Source organism: Sorangium sp. So ce362 (genome assembly GCF_051519845.1).
In the GTDB taxonomy this organism is placed as follows: domain Bacteria; phylum Myxococcota_A; class Polyangia; order Polyangiales; family Polyangiaceae; genus Sorangium.
Genome location: NZ_CP150332.1, coordinates 4,388,438 through 4,408,164, shown reverse-complemented (window position 1 = coordinate 4,408,164; position 19,727 = coordinate 4,388,438). Strand labels below are relative to the sequence as shown.

The following is a 19,727-nucleotide window of genomic DNA, read 5'->3' as shown; positions in this document are numbered from 1 at the left end:
TCGCGCGAGCGCAGCCTGCCCGTTGTGGAGCAGCATCCGTGCCCAGGTGGCTTGGGAGTTGCTGCCAGGTAACGCATGACGAAAAGGACAGGCTCCGCACGGCTCCCCCGCCCCATCGCCTTCCTCGCCACGCTCGCCACGCTCGCCGCCACCGCCGGTCTTCTGGCCGCGAGCGCCGCGGGCTGCGCTCCGGAGCCGCGGAACATGCCCTGTTCCAGCGATGCCGAGTGCCGGGGCCGCGACGACGATCTCGCGTATTGCATCAGCTCCACGTGCGTCGAGTGCCTCTCGAGCTCGATCTGCGGCGCCGGGAACGAGTGCGTCGACGGACGATGCGTGCTCCGGTGCCGGGACGCGCGCGACTGCCGATCCGACCAGCTCTGCCGCGACGGCACCTGCGAGGCCCGATGAGGTGCGACATGGTGTCGCATCTGGGACAATGGATCGCATGAACGCGCGAAGCCAAGAGGGGCGGAGCACGATGGGGCTGACGCTCCAGCTCTGGCTCATGCTCCTCGTGCCGATCGTCCTGGCCGTGACGCTCTACGGGGCGGCGATCCACACGAGCCGGCACCAGTTCCTCCGCAGCCAGGCGGCCGCCGAGCTGCGCCACCACGCGAGCCTGGTCGAGGCGGCGATCGGCGGGGCCGTGGAGCGCGGCCAGGTCGAGCTGCTCAAGCACCGGATCGAGCGGCTCGCGCAGGCCGACCGCATCCTCGGGATCGCGGCGTTCGACGCGGCCGGGGGCCCGATCCTCGTGACGGATCCGATCGCCGGCGAGGCGGCGGCGCTCGCGGCGCTCGCGCGGAGGGCGCTCGCGACGGGCGCCGAGATCGAGGTGGAGCAGACGCTCGGCGGGGCGCCGGCGCTCGTGCGCACCGTCACGTTCTCGCAGCGCGGGCTGTCGGTCGTCGCCGTGGTCGTCCGGGAGCTCCGCTACCTGGACGCGTTCGCGAGCAGCTCGAACCGCGGGCTGGCGCTCGCCGGCGCCGCGCTCCTCGCCGCGACGGCGCTGATCGCCGCGTTCGCGAGCCGGGCGACGGTGGGGCGGCCGGCCGGCGCGATCGTGGCCGGCGTCGAGCGGGTGGCGCGCGGGGAGCTCGGGGTGACGGTGCCCGAGGGCGGCGCCGAGGAGCTCCGGCGGCTCGCGCGGGCGTTCAACGCGATGACCGCCTCGCTCGCCGAGGCGCGCGCCCACCTGGAGCAGGAGCAGGCCGCCCGGGCCGCCGTCGAGCGCAAGCTGCAGCAGGCGCACGCGCTGTCGGCCGTCGGTCAGGTGGTCGCCTCGATCGGCCACGAGATCGGCTCGCCCCTCAACGTCATCCTGGCGCGCGCGCGCCGCCTCGCCGATCAGCCGGGCTGGCCCGAGGCGACCCGCGGCGAGCTGGAGACGATCGCCACGCAGTCCGAGCGCATCTCCCGCGTTGTGGCGCGGCTGCTCTCCATCGCCCGTCCGCCCCGGCTCCTCGGCCGCGGCAGCGACGTGGCCCAGGTCGCGCGCGAGGTGCTCGCGTTCCTGGGACCGGAGTGCCGGCAGCGCGGGATCACGACCCGGATCGAGCACGACGCGGCGCAGGTCCACGTGGTGCTCGACGCGGATCACCTGTTCCAGGTGCTGTTCAACCTCTGCCTGAACGCGGCGCAGGCGCAGCCCCGCGGCGGCGAGATCGCGGTGCGCCTCGCGCAGACCGACGGCCGCAAGGCGTCGTTCGAGGTCGAGGATCGCGGCCCGGGCGTCCCCCCCGGCGTCGCCGAGCACATCTTCGAGGCGTTCTTCACGTCGCGGGGCGATCGCGGCGGCACCGGGCTCGGCCTGGCGATCGTCGAGGGGGTGGTGCGCGAGGCGGGCGGCTCGGTCGAGCTCGTCCACACGGGCCGCGGCGGCGCCTGCTTCCGCGTCACCCTGCCGCGCAGCGCCGCCGCGCCGCTCATCGCGCGCGGCGTGGGCGGCGTGGGCGCGGAGACCCGGGCGTGAGCGCGCGCGCGAGGGTGCTCGTCGTCGACGACGAGCTCGAGATGGTGAAGCTCGTGGCCGACATCGCCCGCGACATGGGCCACGAGCCGACGACGCTGACCGCGCCGCTGCTCGCGCTGCCGCTGCTCGAGGAGCGCGAGTTCGATCTCGTCGTGACCGACGTGCGCATGCCCGAGATGGACGGGATCGAGCTCATCGAGCAGATCGCGCGCTTCGACCCGCGGGCGGCGATCATCGCCATGACGGCGTTCGGCTCGATCGACACGGCGGTCCGCGCGATGCGCGCCGGCGCGTTCGACTACCTGCCGAAGCCGTTCCAGCCCGCGGACATGGCGCTCCGGATGGAGCGGGCGCTCGGGCAGCGGGCGATGACGGTCGAGCTGACCGAGCTGCGCTCGGAGGTGGCGCAGCGGTTCTCGATCGCGGGGATGGTCGGGCGCAGCCGGGCGATCGAGGAGGTGATCACGCTCGTGCGGCGCGTGGCGGACAACCCGGCGACGGTGCTCGTGAGCGGCCCGAGCGGGAGCGGCAAGGAGCTCGTGGCGCGCGCGCTCCACGGCGAGAGCCGGCGTCGCGCGCGGAAGTTCGTGGCGGTCAACTGCGCGGCGATCCCGGAGACGCTCATCGAGGCGGAGCTCTTCGGGGTGCGCAAGGGCGCGTACACGGACGCGCGCAGCGATCGGCCCGGGATGTTCCAGGAGGCGGACGGCGGGACGCTGTTCCTCGACGAGGTGAGCGAGCTGGCGCTGCCGCTCCAGGCGAAGCTCCTGCGCGCGCTCCAGGAGCGCGAGGTCCGCCCGGTCGGCTCGGTGTCGTCGGAGCCGGTCGACGTGCGCGTCATCGCGGCGACGAACCGCGATCTGCGCGCGGCGGTCGCCGAGCGCGCCTTTCGCGAGGACCTCTTCTACCGGCTCGCGGTGATCGAGATCGCGATCCCGCCGCTCCGGCACCGGATGGACGACATCCTGCCGCTGGCCGAGCACTTCCTTGCCCGCGCGGCCGCGCACGCGGGCAAGCCGATCGCGGGGTTCTCGGGCGCGGCGGTGAAGCGCCTGCTCGCGCACGACTGGCCCGGCAACGTCCGCGAGCTGGAGAACGCGATCGAGCGGGCGGCGGCGCTCTGCGACGGCGGTCGGATCTCCCCGGACGACCTCCCCGAGGGCGTGCGCGCCCGGCGCGGCGCGCCGGATTTCCTGGAGGTCGCGGCGGATCGGCTGATGACGCTCGACGAGCTCCAGCGCGAGTATGCGCAGATCGTCCTGCGGCGCGTGGGCGGCAAGAAGCAGCGGGCAGCGGGGCTGCTCGGCGTCGACCGGCGGACGCTGCAGCGCTGGTTCGGCGGGGGGAGCGACGGCGACGAGGGGGCGTGAGGGAGCGCGCGGGGGATGGCGGGTGTGCTGGCTGCCTCCGGGCCATCGGATCCGGTCTCCCCGGGGCAGCTGGCTGCCTCCAGGCCATCGGATCCGGTTTCCCCGGGGCAGCTGGCTGCCTCCAGGCCATCGGATCCGGTTTCCCCGGGGCAGCTGGCTGCCTCCAGGCCATCGGATCCGGTTTCCCCGGGGCAGCTGGCTGCCTCCGGACCATCGGATCCGGTTTCCCCGGGGCAGCTGGCTGCCTCCAGGCCATCGGATCCGGTTTCCCCGGGGCAGCTGGCTGCCTCCAGGCCATCGGATCCGAGCTCTCCGGGGCAGCTGGCTGCCTCCGGGCCATCGGATCCGAGCTCCCCGGGGCAGCTGGCTGCCTCCAGGCCATCGGATCCGGTCTCCCCGGGGCAGCAGCTGGCGTCATCGTGAACCCTGGCGAGCCGAGCTGCCGCTCCGCGGCACGGGCGCCGATGACAACCGCCGCGCGCTTGCACTACGGTGCCGGCCGTGCCCTGGAGTGACCACATCATCCCAGCGCCGCACGCCGGGACCCGGCCCGTCTTCAAGCGGACGGGAGACGCGGTGGAGGACGTGCTCGCGGCGCTCGCGAAGGTCGACGACGACGTCGGCGATCACGTAAACATCACCCGCGAGGAGATGCGAGCGTGCTTCGAGTACGCGAGCACGCTCGTCGCCGACCGGATGATGCAGCGGGCCGACCCCGGCGGCGCCAAGGCGCACGTCAGCTCCGAGCAGCTCAAGAGAGCATTCCGACGCCACAAGGATGCCGGACTCAACGGCGCCGAGCTGAGCGACTCGTCGCTGCTCCTCGTCATCTATGCGATCGAGTGCGGCCTCAAGCGGGTCCTGCTCGACAGGCGAGGCAAGAAGACCACGCTCAAGCTCGACAAGGACGACCTGACGCACCACCTCGACGAACTGCTCCGACTGGTCGGCCAGACGCCGCGCTTTCACGCGGTCAGGTTGGTGGAGCCCGACGAGGACGTGGGCCCGGACCGGATCCACGAGGCGCTGCGCTACGGGCGGCGACTGTCCGTGGATTCCCGTAGAAAGCTCCTGATCTCGGCAAAAGCGGTGCTGAAGTACCTCGAGGAGAACATCCGATGACCCCGTTGTACACATGGCGAGACGTGGAGCGCGCCCTGCGAGGCGAGGAGGCTCCGCCCTGGCTCGAAGTCTCGGCGGACCTCGAGACGCTCAACGTCACGTGCGCGCCTGGACGCCGCGCGGACGTGGCGAGGCGACTCGCCGATGTGTTCGGACCCAAGATCGCCGTCGATGGCGTGACGCTGGCGCTCGAGTCGACGCTCAACGCACCCCGATCGCTCCGCATCGAGATCCACGAGTCAGGCGAAGACGCGACACCGTCGCCTCACGTGGTCCGCCCCCTCTGGACCGACGCCAAGGAGGTCCCGGGCCAACTCCATCCGCTCCCCGAGGGCTCTCCGAGGCTCGCCGCGTTCTATTCGTACAAGGGCGGCGTCGGCCGTACGACCACGCTTCTGGCCACCCTCGGAGCGCTGGTCGAGCCGCCCCCGCGAGGGGGCCATGTGCTCGTGGTCGACGCGGATCTCGAGGCCCCGGGGCTGACGTTCGAGATCCCCGGCCCCCCCGACCGCTTCTGCCTGCTCGACTTCCTCGCGCTCGTGCACGACGCGGACGACTGGCGCGCCGTGCTCCCGCTCGCCACCGAGCGGCTCCGCCTGAACAGCGAAGGGGTGGAGCTCTCCGGGGGTCGCGCCACCTTCTATTTCCTCCCATCCCACCGCGACAAGGAGCAGCTCTTCGCGCAGCCGGTCACGATCGAGCAGGTCGTGCGAGGACCGGGGCGGGCGCACGTCATCGCGGAGGCGCTCGCGGCGCTGGGTCAGGCGCTCGGCGTCGACGTTGTCCTCCTTGATCTCCGCGCGGGCGTCACCGAGCTCTCCTCCCCTCTTCTGCTGGATCCGCGAGTCCAGACGATCCTGGTGACGTCGTGCAGCGGGCAGTCGATCCGGGGTACCACCTTCGTGCTGGAGCGCATGAGGAGCCGCGTGCGGAAGGAAAGGCGCCCCGAGGTGGTCCTCTCGATGATCCCTCCCTCCTTCACGAGCGAGGCCATCGCGCGCCTCTCCGGTGATTTGCAGGACTCCATTCCCCACGCCGCGGACGACATCGCGGAGGAAGCGGTGCAGGGCAACGTACATGAGGCCCGCTTCGCGGAGGAGCTCATCCGGTTCGATTCCGTCGAGCAGTTGCTGCGTGATCTGCTCCCCGGGACAGACCTGGGGAAGCGAGCAGCACCCCGGCTCGCGGCGCTGCTCGCGCCCCGGGTGACGCCCGCGGCCACGCCCTCACCGGCTCCATCGGCACGCGGCCTGAAAGCGGTCGCAGCGGAAGCCAGGAAGCTCGAGTACGCGGAGGGCAACGCCAAGCTCGGCCTCCTGGTGACCCCGGCCCTCGCGGCGCTGGTCGACCAATTCCCCATGGGCCTCCCCGCCGCCGTGGTGCTGGGCGCTAAGGGGGCCGGGAAGACCTTCGCCTGGGGTCAGATGGTCCTGGCCGGCGACTGGCGGACGTTCTCCACGCTGGTCTCCAGCAGCGCCCCCGCTCTTCCGCTCCCGGGTCAACATCAGGCATTCGTCTTTCCTCTCCTCAGCCCGGTGAACAAACAGCCGGATCTCGCCGCGAAGGTGGCGGACGCCGAGCGTCTCGTCTGGGAAGCCCTCAGCCCGCGCCCTCCGGGCACGGAGGCACCGCTCACCGAGGACGCGATGCGCACCGACCTCGATCGAGCCCCCACGCGGGACACGGACGACACGGAGTTCTGGACCCGGCGCGTCGCCGCGCGCCTCGGTCTTCCAGAGACCGCCGGGGTGAGCGTCGAGGCCGTCGCCACCGCGCTCGCCAAGCGCGGTGTGGCCGTGTGCCTCGCGATCGACGGAATCGAGGACTCGTTCCAGCCCGGCCCCCAATCCCCTCTCAGCGAAGGCCAGCAACGTCTCCTGCGAGATCTGCTCCAGCGCTTCACGCTCCGGGTGCGCGACCTGCGCTCGCCCCACCTCGGCGTCGTCACCTTCGTGCGCCGCGATCTCGCGCAGGCCGCGATCGTGCAGAATTTCGGCCAGTTCGAGGCGCTCCATGGCAAATTTTCCATCGTCTGGACGTCGACGGAGGCGCTGCGGCTCGTCGCCTGGATCCTCGATCGCGCGGGGCTCCACGTCATCGATCCGGAGCGCATCCCGCTCGCGCCCTACGACGAGCTGCGCGAGGGACTCAAGGCCTTCTGGGGCGACCGCCTGGGCTCCGAGAGATCCCGCGAAGCCCACACCGATCGCTGGGTCGTCGCCGCCCTGTCCGACTTCCAGGGCCGCCTGCAGGCCCGCGATCTCGTGCGGCTCGTCCGAGTTGCGGCGGAGAAGGTGCCCGACGAGCCGAAGCTGACGCCGCGCTCGCTCCGCGATGCGCTCGTCGAGTGCTCGGCAGCGAAGATCAAGGAGATCGAGGTCGAGATCCCCGGCCTCTTGCCTCTGTTCGAACGTCTTCGCAAGGCGCCCGAGGAGCGGCGAAAAATCCCTTTTCAGGCGGAGGATTTCGAGCTCGCGCGCGCGGACGTCACCTTTCTCGAGACCCACGGCGTGGTCATCCGTGTCGAGCAGGATGAGCTCTATCTCCCCGAGATCGTGCGGCACGGTCTCGGCTTCCGCATGGACAAGGGTCGCCGCGCCCGCGTCCTCGCCCTCTACCGCGCCGCGCAAGCCCGGCGCCCGTGAACCGGCGCCAGCGGGTCACGCGGCGGGCGGCGGCGGCGGCGGCGGCGGCGGCGAGGGCCGCTCGCCCTGGAGTCGACGGCGCACGTACCCGAGGTGCAGGTAGAGCTGGTAAAGATCCGCCATCGCCCGGAGCGGGACCGACACGGTGGCGAGGTCGTCCTCCAGCCGCCGGAGCGTCGCGGCCATCTCCGCGCGACGCGCTGGATCCACCGGGCGCGAGAGCTCCCGCTGCGCGCGGCGCAAGGTCTCGTAGTGGCGGTAGATCCGCGCGTTGATCCGCCAGTTGTAAAGGGGCTGCGCGATCTTGAAGATGGAGAAGAGCACCGTCGCCAGGGGCAGCAGCATGAGCTTGAGCCGGCTCACCATCGACGCCGGCCAGAAGGGCAAGACGCGCCGCAGGAACGAGGGCCCTTCCTCATGGTAACGCCGCGCCTCGGGGTGGAGCGGCGCCTCCACGAAGCGCGTGGACGGGAACTCGCCGGGCGCGTCGAGGAGGTTGCCCGGCTCGTGCGCGGCGCGCGCCGCCTCGATCAGGAGCGGGATCAACGCGGGGTGGAGCGTCGCGTTGGCGAGCAGCGCGGCGGGCGGGGCGAGCAGGGAGCTCGGCGCGGGCGGGATGTTGCGCTCGAGGTCGAGCAACCCCTCGCTGAGAGGGACGCTGGAAAGATAGGGATACCGGCGCACGAAGCTGTCGTGCCGGCGCAGGCTCATGAGGTGCACGCCCTCGGCGCGGATCAGCTCCTGCACCTGCGCGGAGCCGGGGCCGACGATGAAGAACGCGGCGTCGATGCGGCCAGCCTGCAGCGCCTCGGCGGCCTGCCGATCGGGCAAGCCCTCGAAGGGCGCGCCGGCCGCGGCCTGCGCGCCGGCGGTGATGCCGCTGTCCGCGAGCAGCCGCTGCACGACCGCGCGGGTGCCGCTGCCCTCGGGGCCGATGGAGAGGCGCTTGCCCGCGAGATCGGTGAGGCGATCGTCGGCCCGGTCGCCGCGGTGGAAGATCCAGAGCGGCTCGCGGTAGAGGCTGGCGAGGCTGCTCAGGCGATCGCGGGCCCCGGACGGCATGGCGCCGCCCTGCACGAAGGCGAGCGAGACCCCGCTCGCCGGATCGAGCAAGAGCGCCACGTTCTCGGCCGAGCCCGCCGTCTCGCGGATCTCGAGGGTGATGCCGACCCCGGCCAGGTGCGCGCGGTACTGCTCGGCGAAGGCGTTGTAGCGGCCGGTGGGCTGGCCCGTGGCGATGGTCACCACGCGGGGCGGCGGGGGCTCGACGAAGAGCAGATAGGTCACGACGAGGGCGACGACGCCGAGGACCAGGAACGGGGTCCAGACGCGCAGGAGCTCCCTGCGGTACCCCTCGGCGACCTCGCGGCGGAAGACGAGCTTGATCATGAGCGGCTCGCCTGGACCTGTCCGCCTCGACGTGGACCCGCGCCCGCCTCGATCGCGCGCGGACCGCCGGCGCGACCGGGGGTGCCAGGGAGCGCATGATGACCCGGCTGGGATCCCCGGGACAATACCGTTGCTCGACGGGTGTCAGGCGCCGGCCGCGCGCGCGTCCGGGGCAGCCGAGGTGGCACGCGTCATGCTGCTGTGCCCGCAGCGTCCGACGTGGGCTGACGACGCGCACGCTCATCGTGCGAGACGCGCATGCTCATCGTGCGATCGAGAGCGGCTGCGGAGCTACGCCTCGCCGCGCGAGGGAGGATCGCCCCGCCATGTAGCAAACTGCCACACGACCCCGCGGTTCACTCAGACCGACAGAGGAGGAGAAGAAGGATGAGCCAGAGTCAGAAGCCATCGCGGCGCGCTGCGTTCGCGAGCCAAGTGGCCCGCCCGGTCAAGCGGGTGAGCGGCCGGACAGCGGCCGCGCGCACGCCGCTCGCGGTGCGCACCACGGGCGTCGAGCTCGGTCCCGACGTGCGCGAGTACGTGCGGGAGCGCCTCGGCCGCAGGCTGGGCAAATTCGCCCCCCACATCGAGCGCATCAGCGTGCGTCTGGAGGACGTGAACGGGCCGCGGGGCGGCGTGGATACGGCGTGTCGCATCAAGGTGGTGCTGAGCGGACTCGAGAGCGTCGTCACCCAGGAAGTCGCGGCGCAGCTCCGCGAGGCGATCGACCGAGCGAGCCACGTCGCCGAGCGCGCCGTCCGCCGCGCCATCGGCCGCTCGCGGCCGGCAGCCCAAGCGCTGCGCGGCGCGGGGCGGAGCGCCTCGCCCCCGGCCGCGCGCAGGGCTCGCGCCGCCGGCGACGGTGCGGCCGGGGGCCGGCGGCCCAAGCGCCGGCCGCTGCCGATGCCCGAGGAGGGCAGCCTGATCGGCCGGCGCGTCGGTCGCCACACGGACAACCTCGCGCGCGCGGCCGAGCGGCCCGACAAGGAGCGGCGCGACGCCACGGTCGACACGGCGCAGCCCGGCTACAGCGCCACCGACCGGCGCGCGGGCGGCAGCTCGACGGCCGCGCGCAACACGAAGCTGAACACCTCGCGCGCGTCCGCCACCCTCGAGGACTCCGCCCAAAGCCGCCCCTCGCGCAAGTCGACGCGCAAGAGCGAAAACCGGCAGAAGCAGGACAACAACCTGCGACAACGGCAGACGCGCGTGGCGCGCGCTCCGAAGACCCGGGCAGCGAAGGCCCTGGCGGGCGCCTAGCGCCATACCCGACGCGCCGGACGGGGGGCCACGCCCCGCCCGCGCGTCCGCTCAGCCGCCGCGGTCCGCCCTGCGGTCCAGGACCGCCATCAGCGCAAAGGTCCTGCGCAGGCTGGCCCGGTGGCGCAGCGCGCTCGCCAGCGGCGCGCGGCGGCGCACGGCAGCGCGCCCGGCGCCCGCGACGGAGCCGCCCGCCGGCGACGCCTCGGTCTGCCCCGAGAGCAGAGGCCCGACGGACTGCGGCGCGGCGTGCCCGGGCCGGGCGGCCGGCCCCCTGTGGAGCGGCGCGCGCGGGGACGCCTCGCCGTCCTGACGCCGCTCGCCCGGCGACTCGCGCCGCCGACCGAGCGCCGCGCCGAACCATGACACCAGCGCGAAGAGCAGGAACAGCGCGATCAGCAGCAGATCGGCCAGGCTCACGGGTGTCCGCTCCGCGGCTGCAGCGCCTCCGGGGTCCCGTCGGCGGTGGGCATGTCCGAGGCGATGGCGCCGCGCATGTCGGTGTCCGCCTGGACGTTCTTCATCCGGTAATAATCCATGACACCGAGGTTGCCCCGGCGGAACGCGTCGGCCATGGCGCGCGGCACCTCGGCCTCGGCCTCGACGACCCGCGCCCGCATCTCCTGCTCCAGCGCGACCGCCATCGCGCGCCGCTCCTCCGCCTTGGCCTGGGCGATCTGCTTGTCCGCGTTGGCCTGGTCGATCTGCAGCTTGGCGCCGATGTTGGCGCCGACGTCGACGTCCGCGATGTCGATGGAGAGGATCTCGTAGGCCGTCCCCGCGTCGAGCCCCCGCGCGAGGATGTTCTTCGAGATGTGATCGGGGTTCTCGAGCACCTGCTTGTGGGTGGCCGCCGAGCCGATGGTGCTCACCATCCCCTCCCCGACCCGGGCGATGATGGTCTGCTCCCCGGCCCCGCCCACGAGCCGCTCGATGTTGGTCCGGACCGTCACGCGGGAGATCGCGATGAGCTGGATCCCGTCCTTCGCGACCGCCGCGATGCGGGCGGTCTCGATGACCTTCGGGATCACGGACATCTTCACCGCCTCGAGCACGTCGCGGCCGGCCAGGTCGATGGCCGCCGCGCGCTTGAACGGCATCGGGATGTTCGCCTTGTCCGCCGAGATGAGGGCGTTGACCACGCGCACCACGTCGCCGCCGGCGAGGAAGTGCGCCTCGAGGTCGTTGACGGAGATATCGAGCCCCGCCTTGACCGCGCTGATGCGCGCCGTGACCACCGTGCCCGGCGGGACGCGCCGGAAGCGCATCCCGATGAGCGTGAGCAGCCCGACGTACGCGCCCGAGGCCCAGGCCGCGATCCAGAGCGGTATCGGGATCATGTAGAGCCCGATGAACAGCGCCGCGAACAGCAGCAGGACGAGCCCCAACAGGCCCAGATCGATCCCCATGATCTCGTCACCCCCCTTCCCCTTCCGCCACGATCCGGCGCACGACGACGCGGTGGCCTTCGACGCGGATCACCTCGATCGCCTCGCCGGCCTCGATGTACTCGGCCTCGGACACCACATCGACCCGCGCCTCGCCGATGTGCGCGATCCCGGCCGGCCGGAGCGGCGAGGCGGCGACGCCGCGCTCGCCCGGGAGCGGCCGGCTCGCCGGGGGCTCCTGGCCGGCGGCGACCTCCGCGCCGAGGCTCGTCTCCAGGACCAGCCGCCGCCCGAACGGGAGCCGCGGCAGGAAGCGCAGCGCGACGAGCGCGCCCGCCAGCGCGAGCACGATGGAGAGCGCGGCCTGGGCGACGGCCTCGAGGGCGCGCTCGAGCGTCACGCCGGCGCCGACCAGGCTCATGCTCAGGCCGGCGAGCAGCGCGATCGCGCCGAGGACGCCGGCGACCCCGAAGCCGGGGATCACGAAGACCTCGAGGCCGATGAGCAGCACGCCGGCCGCGGCGAGCGCGATCTCCTCCCAGCCGACCAGGGCCAGCAGCCACTGCGCCCAGAAGAACAGCACGAGGCAGGCGACGCCGACGAGGCCCGGGACGCCGAACCCCGGCGTGCGCAGCTCGAGGAGCACGCCCATCAGCCCGAGGCTCAGGAGGAGCGAGCTCACGGCGGGCATCGTCAGGAACCGGAGCGCGCGCTCTGCCCAGCTCGGCGACACGGCGTGGATCTCCGCGCCCTCCAGGCCGAGCCGGGCGAGCACGGCGTCGATGTCGCCGGCCTGGGCATCCGCGACGCCGAGCGAGAGCGCCTCGGCGGTGGTGAGCGTGAGCAGCTTCCCCGGCCCCACGACCCCCTCGACGGCGACGTCCTCGTCCACCATCGCCTCGGCGAGCTCCGGGGGTCGCCCGCGGCGCTCGGCGGTCGCGCGGAACTCCTTCCTGACGTACGAGGTCGCCTTCTCCCCGGCGGGCTCCATCCCCCCCGCCCCGGCGCGCACCGGCGCCGCGGCGCCCAGGGTCGCGCCGTCGGCCATGACGATCTCCTCCGCCGCGAGCGCGATGAGCGCGCCCGCCGAGATCGCCCGCGGGTCGACGAAGACGACGGTGCGGAGCGGGGTCGCGAGCAGGGCGTCCCGGATGACGATCGCCGCGTCGACGCGCCCGCCGAGCGTGTTCGTCGGCAGGATCAACGCGCTCGCCCCTGCCGCCTCGGCCCCGGCGATCGCCCGCTTCACGAAGGCCGACACCCCGGCGTCGATCTCGCCCTGGATCGGCGCGCCGTGGACAACCGGCGCGGCCGCGGCGCGCGCCGGCGACGCGAGGAGCGCGGCGACGAGCGCGAGCACATGCGGAATCCAGCGCAGAAGCCGCGCGCTCAAGCGCCCTCCGATCAGCGACACGCGTCACCCCCGGCCGGAGACCTAGGGCGGCGATCGCCTCGGCGGAAGCGCGCCGCCGCCCCGCGCTGAGCGGCGGCGCCCACCCGGGGCGCGTCGGCCGCGCGGCTCGGCCTGGAGGGCGGCTTGACAGCGACCGTCGCGGCGGCGTGAATGCGGCGCGTGGATCCATCGCCGAGCCCGTCGTCGCGGCCAGGTGCGCCGCGCGCTGCGCCGTCCGGCGCCCCTGTCCCGTCGCCGCTGACGGTCACCTCGATGCTCGCGCAGCCCGCGCCGGGGGTCGCCGTCTCCGGCGTCGTCGCCGTCACCGTCAGGCTCCGGAGGCGCGCCGCGTGGATGCGGTCGGCCCCCCTGGTCGTCGGCAGCACCGTCCTGCTCGGGCTCGACCTCGCCCTGGCGATCACGCCGCGGGTCTCGACCGCGCTGACCGCGGTGGAGACGCTGCTCGTGCCAGCGTGGCTCGCGGCGGTGGTCGCGCTCGACCGCGCGCGAACGGCGCGCCCCGGCGCCAGGGTCGAGGCCAGGAGGCCCCGGCTCGCCCTGTTCCTGCTCGCGATCATCCTGCTGCTCGCGTGCATCGGCGAGAAGTGGCTCCTCGTGCTCGGACAGCCGGCCGGGGATCCGGGGCAGCGGGGCGTCGTGCTCTACCGCTCGTACACGGTGCTCGCGTTCCTCGTGGCCCTCGTGGGCCTGCTGGGGCGTCGGCCGCTCGAGCGGCTCCTGGCCACGGCCGCGGAGCACCCGGCCCGGCTCATGGCGGTGTCGTTCGGGGTCGCCACGCTGCTCGGCAGCTTCCTGCTCACGTTGCCGCAGTCGCTCCGGGACATCGCGGACGCCTCGTTCATCGACGGCCTGTTCATGTCCGCGAGCGCCGTGTGCGTGACCGGGCTCGCCGTGCACAACATCGCCGAGACGTACACGCCGTTCGGCCAGGCGGTCCTGCTCCTGCTGGTCCAGATCGGCGGGCTCGGGATCATGGTGCTGTCGACGTTCTTCGCCATCGTGGCCGGCAGGCGGCTCAGGCTCCGCGACGCGGCGGTGATGGCCGAGATGATCGACGCCGACTCGTTCGCCCGGCTCCGCCGCAATGTCGCCGCGATCGTCCTGTTCACGCTCGGCATCGAGGTGGTGGGCGCGCTCGCCTTGCTGTTCAGCTTCCTGCCCCACCACCAGATCGCCTCCGGGCCGGTCCCCGGCGAGCCCCTCTCGGGCGCCGGCGATCACCTCTGGGCGGCCGTCTTCCACTCGGTCAGCGCGTTCTGCAACGCGGGCTTCTCCCTGTTCGGCGAGGGGCTCGTCCCGCTCGTCGGCTCGCCCGCGGTGTCGGGCGTCGTGGCGGCGCTGGTGATCCTCGGCAGCCTGGGCTTTCCGGTGCACGATGAGCTCCTGACCCGGATCCGGCTGCGGCTGCGCGGCGAGCGGTCGCCGCGGCTGTCGTTGCACAGCCGGGTCGTGCTGATCACGACGGCGGTGCTGCTCGTGGTCGGGGCGGCGGGTTACCTGCTGCTCGAGTGGCGCCGGTCGATGGGCGGGCTGTCGTGGCCGGTGAAGGTGCAGGCGAGCGTCTTCCAGTCGGCGATGACGCGGTCGGCGGGCCTCAGCACGGTCGATTACAGCCTGATGGGCCCGGCGACCTGGATGTTCACCTGCATCCTGATGTTCATCGGCGGGGCGCCGGGCTCGACCGGGGGCGGGATCAAGCTCACGACGTTCGCCGCGCTGCTCGCGGCGCTGCGCGCCGAGCTGCGCGGCGAGGAGGCGCCGCACCTCCTCGGGCGGACGCTGCCGGCGGCCACGGTGCGCCGCGCCCTGGGGGTCGCGTTCCTCAGCGTGATGCTCGTGTCGGGGTTCCTGCTGGTCCTGCTCGCCCTGGAGCCGCACAACCCGATGGGCCTCGCGCTGGAGGCGGTCAGCGCGTTCGCCACGGCCGGGCTGTCGGCCAACATCACGGCGTCGCTGAGCGCGCCGGGGAAGCTGGTCATCACGCTGGCGATGTTCATCGGCCGCATCGGGCCGCTGACCCTGGCGCTGGCGCTGGCGAACCAGGGGAAGACGCGGAGCTATCGGCTGCCGGAGGAGCGCGTGGGGATCGGGTGAGCGGGGGGAGCTGGGTGGGCGGGAGCAGGGGGCGAGCGCTCAGGAGCCGGGCGTGGCAAGGAGATCCCTGGCGTCGCTGACGACCGCGGCGCGGCGGATCCAGCGGTCCAGCTCGGCGATGTCGGTGCTCGCGAGGACGCGCTCCCGGACGTCGGCGGGGACCTCCAGGCCGCGGGCCTCGAGGAAGGTGAGCACGTCGTGCGCCTTGGCTTCGAGGATCCCCTGCTGCCGCCCCTTCTCCACGCCCTTCGCTACATAGCTGCGCGCGAATTCACTCTGAAACTCGTATCCGCTTTTCATCATCGCCTCCAGTATCCGCCTCGCCGCTGCGTTCAGCGAGGATAGCACCAGGTCTCCGTACAGGGCGCGGCGCTCCTCATCGAGCCCGGCTGCCGCCGCCAGGAAGGCCACGCCGATCGCCTCCGCCGCCGCGCTCTGCCCGTGCGCCATCGCCGAGAGCACGGCCACCTCGGGCGCCGCCAGGATGCGCTCCCGGACCTCCGGGAGACCTCCAGCCGCGTCCCGGTCAGGCAGCTCCGGCCGGGCCCGCTGTACCGCTATCCCTCACAGCCGAGCGAGCCCGCCATCCTCGAGCAGCACCCAGGGGGCTGAAGGCGAGTACGCCTCGGTCCCGGCGATGGGCAGGCTTGGTGCGTCCGCGAGCTGACCGAGCCCCCTGTCTCGGAGCTGCATCCCACGTTCGGTGAGGCGGTACACCTTCGAGAGCAGCGGGTAGTCAGGCGGCTTCGGTCCAGGAGCGCGCTCCACAGCGGCGCTCAAGTCGTGCTTTGCCCATTGGGCGAGGCGGTCTCCCAGGAATAGGTCCCCTGTGCAGGAGACGAGATCCAGCAAGTCCAACCCAAGCTGCGACTCGTGGCAGTTGACTCTCACTGGAGTCTGCCACTCCTCTAACGATAGGATAGTCAAGATGAGATCGTCATATCGACTGAGACGCAAGGTACCATCGGCGGTCCTTCGCGGAAAGAAGCAAGAGAGAAGCCCCCACAAGGGAGCAAGCTCTCGGAATCCTTCGACACCACGCGCGCAGCTCTCCACGAACGGTAAGGGGTTCTCATCGACGTAGCTCTCCCAAAGGCGAACGGCACGATCGTGGCGTCCTGACGGCCAGGGGCTCGCCTTGTCGAGGCGGTCCAGAAGCACCGGGTCGGGGTGGTGGGCGACCGATCCGCAGCAGTCGAACGGCGGTATCCTCGGTGGCTCGGCCAATCTTTTCGCTGTACCGTAGACAGGTTCGAACTCGACAATAAAGACGTCGCTGCACGGGATCTTCAGGCCTCGCAACCAGCTACAGGTCCTCCAGAGGTTCACCCGATCGTCAAGACTATCTGTCACCCACAAGACAATGGGCGGCTCCCAGCGGACATCAGATGAGTAGAGCCGATCGAAGTTTTCGCCTGACTCATCTCTATCTGAACACTCTTCACACGAAGAAAACCACATCTCACGCGTCCGGACATGCTCCAGCGGGCTCCGGCGGCTCGGTCCGATGAGAAGGCTCTCAAAAGCACTGACGATGCTCGTGGCGCCGAGCTTCACCAGACGCTCTGCTGTTGGCGGATCGAAGGCCACATGTGTTCCACTCAGAAGACTCGGGGTGCTCACCATGTTCTCTAGAATCCGCACTTAAAACATCTCCGTCGGGTATCCAGCACCCGCGCTTCCCGGCTCCACTGTTTCGTAGGTGTACGACAAGTCGCATGCCGACGCGAGCATCATCACGAGCCCGCCGCACAGCACGAGCGCGCTCGCCTTCTTCAATCCGTCTCCCATTGCTCTCCTCCCCATTCCGGATGCGCGCACCGTCTGCGCGCACAACGTGACCCTCCCCTCCCCCCGGGCGCTCACTCCTTCGACAGATACGCGACCATGAAGCACATCTCCTGATTCGTCCCCTCCCCCCAGGGCACGTCCTGCGGCGGGAGCTGGAACTGCCCCTCGCTCTCCGCCGTGTTGTCCCAGGTGCACTCGGCGACGAAGCGATCTCCCGTCCCCCAGCGGAGCGGCTCGTCGAACATGTAGAGCGCCTGGTGGTGGAACTCGAACTCGCCGCGCGCCGCGCACTCGTCCGCGCCGCCGTCGCGCTCGACCCAGGCCCGGTAAGAGCGGCCGAGCAGGTGCATGTGCGGCAAGAGGCCGTACACGAGCTGCGGCGGGCCCTCGTTCGGCGTGCTGCTCCGCTCGGTGTGCGCCCCGGCGCCGGCGGGGATCGTGAAAGGCACCGGGCCGAACACATCCATGTAGACCTCGGCGCGGGGCGGCTCGCTCGAGAGCTGCAAGCGATATCCCGACTTGTCGAGGCTGCTCGTGCCCCTGTGACCGAAATAATGCATCTGCAGGACGAGCTGCTCGCCGGGCTCGACGCGGACGCCGGCGCCCTCCGGCAGCCGCGTCACCCCGACGCCGGGCGCCCAGCTGTGGAGAAGCTGCCAGTCGAGCTCGATCACCGGATCGCGACACGGAAACGCACGCGTCCCCGGCGCAACACCGTATCCGATGCCCGCGTCGCCCCCGAGATCCCGGTACACCGCCATGTGGTGCACCACCGCGGGATCGCCGACCGCCGCCTCGAACGCCGTGATCCAGGCCGGCGCCGTGAAAGGGTTGTCGAGGACCACGCAGAAATACTCGTTGCCGTCGTCGTCGAGCGTCACCTCGTGCGCCTCGGGCATCTCGAGCGTGGCGTCGGGAGACGCGATGGCGTCCGTCGCGCGCTGCGGCGGCGGCGCATCGGAAGGATCGCCGAGCGGAGCGCCGTCGCGCGCCCAGGCGTCGAAACGAAGGCGCTCCTCGGCGGTGAGGCTCATCCGCTCCGCGCCTTCATAGCTGCGGCAGCTCGGGTCCAGCACCGGCGGCGGCATGTCCCCGGCGCCCACACGAAGGGCCATGAGCGCGGCCAGCCGCTGCGCCGTCTCCACGTCCGTCAGCGCCACCCCGCCGACGCCCGCGCCATCGTGGCAGGAAGCACACGAGCGCTCCACGAGGGGCTGAATGTCCCGATACCACGTCACCTCCGGAGCCGGCGGCGAGAGAGCCTCCCCGTCATCGCCACACCCGGCCGCCCCCACCACCCCAAAGACGAACACCGCCGCGCTCCGTGCTCTACGCACGGCTCTGCACCACGTCATCGCACACCTCCTGGCCTCTCGGCTGGTTCAGGGGCCGCATCTCTCCGGCAGACCCCTGTCAATCAACCGTTTCAAACAAACGTTTAACAGGCGAGCGACGGCGCGTCAAGGGCAGGGCCGCCATCCTTCGCCCCGGTCACCGGCGGTCTCGGCCTCGGCCGTCCCGTGCCGCCGCAACAGCCCCCGGGGAGCCGCGCCCCGCAGCGGCTACCCACACGCCGCCACGCGCGATCGCGTAAGATGCTGTCATGCGAAATTTTCACCAGCTTTTGCCGCTGACGGCGGCCCTGATCCTCGGATCGCTGCACGCATCCGGCTGCTCCGGCGAGTCGTCCGCTCCGGCGGGCGCCACGACGGGTGGGGCGGCGTCCAGCACCGGGGATCGGCGCTGCGAGCCGTCGGGCGGCGGGCCGCACTGGCTCGTCGAGGGGGAGACCGTGACGTTTCCCGTGGCGTGCGCGAGCGGCCTTACCCTCCCCGGCGAGGCGTTCGAGCTCGACCCGCTCCCCGAGGGCGCCGCCTACGACCCTGTCGCGCGCGAGGTGACGTTCTCGCCCGGGCTCGATCAGGCCGCGGTCCACGACATCGAGATCCGCGTCGCGCAGACGTCCGAGGTCGGGCGCGTCAAGATCGGCGTCGCCGACAACTGGGCCGATCCATCGAACGTGCCCGTCGTCGATCCGGCCCGTTACCCCGAGGAGCACGGCCTGCCGGTGCTCTTCCTCTCGCCGGTCCCCGAGGCGAAGGAGTACGCCCCGGCCACGGTGATCTACCGCGGCCGTACGTACGCCGCCGAGGCGGAGCTCCGCGGCGAGAGCTCGCTCTCGTACCCGAAGCGGAGCTACACCCTCAAATTCCCCAAGAACGACAAGTTCAGCGAGCCGGGCGAGGCGGGCGGCTTCACCGATCGTCGCAAGGTCGTGCTCATCAGCACGTTCGACGACAACTCCTATGTCCGGCAGCGCCTCGCCTATGACCTCTGGAACCGGCTCGATCCGGAGCACATCCAGGTCAAGACCTACAGCGCGGTCCTCTACCTCGACGGGGAGTACGCGGGGCTCTACACCGTCGCGGATCACGTCGACGGCTATCTGATGGAGGATCACGGATACTCGCAGGACGGCAATCTCTACAAAGCGGTCAACCACGCCGCGAACTTCGCGCTGGAGAACGCGCAAGGCGAGCCGAAGGAGACGCTGCACGACGGCTACGAGAAGAAAGAAGGGGCGCCGCCCGAGGGCGAGCCGGAGGCGTTCGCCGACCTGGAAGATCTCGTGCGCTTCGTGGCCGAGTCCGACGAGGCCACGTTCGCCTCCGAGATCGGGTCGCTGATCGATCTGCGCGACTACGAAGATTGGTGGATCTTCGCCACGTTCATCGTGGCCAACGACTCGGCCGGAAAGAACAGCTACCACTACCGCGATCCGGTCGCAGGCGGCGTCTTCCGCTACGCGCCGTGGGACTTCAACGCGAGCTTCGGCCAGTCGTGGGAGACCGAGCGCGAGTCGGCCTCCGAGCGCGTCGAGTACACGAGCGTGAACCTCCTCTTCCAGCGCCTCCTGGAGGAGCCCTCGATCGGCGACCCGCTGCGCGCCCGCTACGGGCAGGTCCTGCGCGGCGCGCTCGACGACCGCGCGATCCAGGCGATCGTGGACGGCTACGTGAAGCGCATCGACGCGAGCGCGCGACGGGACGAGGCGCGGTGGGGCGAGGCGTACCGCAGCTACGAGGGCTGGAGCGGGCGCAGCGACTTCACGACGTACGAGGAGGAGATCGCGTACCTGAAGGCGTGGATCTCGGAGCGGTGGAAGCACCAGGACGGGCTCTACTGAGCGCCGGCCCCCCGCGCGGCGCCCGCGCCGCAGCGCCGACCCGTGGCGCTGGACGCGCATCCGTGCGACCTTCGCGGCGCCGCCGCGAGGGA

15 protein-coding genes and 1 pseudogene are annotated in these 19,727 nt (G+C 71.9%); 8 read left to right on the top strand and 8 right to left on the bottom strand.

Annotated elements, in window-relative coordinates; all coding sequences use genetic code 11:
* Nucleotides 1-75: 75 nt before the first annotated feature.
* The 5 genes from WMF17_RS17075 to WMF17_RS17055 all read left to right on the top strand — a co-directional run bounded on the left by WMF17_RS17075 (nt 76) and on the right by WMF17_RS17055 (nt 7,112).
* Nucleotides 76-411, top strand: coding sequence for a hypothetical protein (locus tag WMF17_RS17075; RefSeq protein ID WP_437603139.1), 336 nt, complete (start codon nt 76-78; stop codon nt 409-411).
* Between the two features lie 37 nt (nt 412-448).
* Nucleotides 449-1,975 (top strand): ATP-binding protein, encoded by a 1,527-nt coding sequence (locus tag WMF17_RS17070; RefSeq protein ID WP_437650486.1) that lies wholly within the window; start codon nt 449-451, stop codon nt 1,973-1,975.
* Nucleotides 1,972-3,345 (top strand): sigma-54-dependent transcriptional regulator, encoded by a 1,374-nt coding sequence (locus tag WMF17_RS17065; protein ID WP_437650485.1) that lies wholly within the window; start codon nt 1,972-1,974, stop codon nt 3,343-3,345. The genes WMF17_RS17070 and WMF17_RS17065 overlap by 4 nt, the downstream gene beginning before the upstream one ends.
* 501 nt (nt 3,346-3,846) lie before the next feature.
* A complete protein-coding gene (locus WMF17_RS17060; protein ID WP_437603136.1) occupies nt 3,847-4,467 on the top strand; it encodes a hypothetical protein in 621 nt (206 codons plus the stop codon).
* Entirely contained in the window at nt 4,464-7,112 is a 2,649-nt protein-coding gene (locus WMF17_RS17055) for a KGGVGR-motif variant AAA ATPase (protein ID WP_437603135.1), read from the top strand. The genes WMF17_RS17060 and WMF17_RS17055 overlap by 4 nt, the downstream gene beginning before the upstream one ends.
* Before the next feature lie 15 nt (nt 7,113-7,127).
* Here the strand turns inward: WMF17_RS17055 and WMF17_RS17050 are convergent, their stop codons facing one another.
* Nucleotides 7,128-8,501, bottom strand: a complete 1,374-nt coding sequence (locus WMF17_RS17050) for a TAXI family TRAP transporter solute-binding subunit (RefSeq protein WP_437650484.1) — start codon at nt 8,499-8,501, stop codon at nt 7,128-7,130.
* A 387-nt stretch (nt 8,502-8,888) separates the two neighbouring features.
* Here WMF17_RS17050 and WMF17_RS17045 point away from each other — a divergent pair, with 387 nt between their 5' ends.
* Nucleotides 8,889-9,761, top strand: a complete 873-nt coding sequence (locus WMF17_RS17045; RefSeq protein WP_437650483.1) for an HPF/RaiA family ribosome-associated protein — start codon at nt 8,889-8,891, stop codon at nt 9,759-9,761.
* Nucleotides 9,762-9,812: 51 nt separating this feature from the next.
* Here the strand turns inward: WMF17_RS17045 and WMF17_RS17040 are convergent, their stop codons facing one another.
* The 3 genes from WMF17_RS17040 to WMF17_RS17030 are packed head-to-tail and all read right to left on the bottom strand — an operon-like array spanning nt 9,813 to nt 12,542.
* On the bottom strand, nt 9,813-10,181 hold the full coding sequence (locus WMF17_RS17040) for a hypothetical protein (protein WP_437603132.1): 369 nt from the start codon (nt 10,179-10,181) through the stop codon (nt 9,813-9,815).
* Nucleotides 10,178-11,170: a flotillin-like protein FloA gene (gene floA, locus WMF17_RS17035; protein WP_437650482.1), complete on the bottom strand. Its 993-nt coding sequence runs from the start codon at nt 11,168-11,170 to the stop codon at nt 10,178-10,180. Before floA ends, WMF17_RS17040 begins: the two co-directional genes overlap by 4 nt.
* Nucleotides 11,171-11,177: 7 nt before the next feature.
* The gene (locus WMF17_RS17030) at nt 11,178-12,542 is read right to left on the bottom strand and encodes an NfeD family protein (protein WP_437650481.1); all 1,365 of its coding nucleotides are present in this window, start codon (nt 12,540-12,542) and stop codon (nt 11,178-11,180) included.
* A gap of 171 nt (nt 12,543-12,713) precedes the next feature.
* Here WMF17_RS17030 and WMF17_RS17025 point away from each other — a divergent pair, with 171 nt between their 5' ends.
* Nucleotides 12,714-14,657, top strand: a complete 1,944-nt coding sequence (locus WMF17_RS17025; RefSeq protein WP_437650480.1) for a TrkH family potassium uptake protein — start codon at nt 12,714-12,716, stop codon at nt 14,655-14,657.
* A gap of 39 nt (nt 14,658-14,696) precedes the next feature.
* Here WMF17_RS17025 and WMF17_RS17020 read toward each other — a convergent pair.
* The 4 genes and pseudogenes from WMF17_RS17020 to WMF17_RS17005 form a co-directional block, all read right to left on the bottom strand.
* Nucleotides 14,697-15,143: pseudogene (locus WMF17_RS17020) on the bottom strand (hypothetical protein); the annotation flags it as partial.
* A gap of 78 nt (nt 15,144-15,221) precedes the next feature.
* Nucleotides 15,222-16,247, bottom strand: a complete 1,026-nt coding sequence (locus WMF17_RS17015; RefSeq protein WP_437603128.1) for a hypothetical protein — start codon at nt 16,245-16,247, stop codon at nt 15,222-15,224.
* Between the two features lie 54 nt (nt 16,248-16,301).
* Nucleotides 16,302-16,448, bottom strand: coding sequence for a hypothetical protein (locus tag WMF17_RS17010; RefSeq protein WP_437650479.1), 147 nt, complete (start codon nt 16,446-16,448; stop codon nt 16,302-16,304).
* Between the two features lie 71 nt (nt 16,449-16,519).
* Nucleotides 16,520-17,785, bottom strand: coding sequence for a hypothetical protein (locus tag WMF17_RS17005; protein ID WP_437650478.1), 1,266 nt, complete (start codon nt 17,783-17,785; stop codon nt 16,520-16,522).
* A 266-nt stretch (nt 17,786-18,051) separates the two neighbouring features.
* Between WMF17_RS17005 and WMF17_RS17000 the strand changes: the two genes are divergently transcribed.
* A complete protein-coding gene (locus tag WMF17_RS17000) occupies nt 18,052-19,635 on the top strand; it encodes a CotH kinase family protein (protein ID WP_437650477.1) in 1,584 nt (527 codons plus the stop codon).
* Nucleotides 19,636-19,727 lie beyond the last annotated feature (92 nt).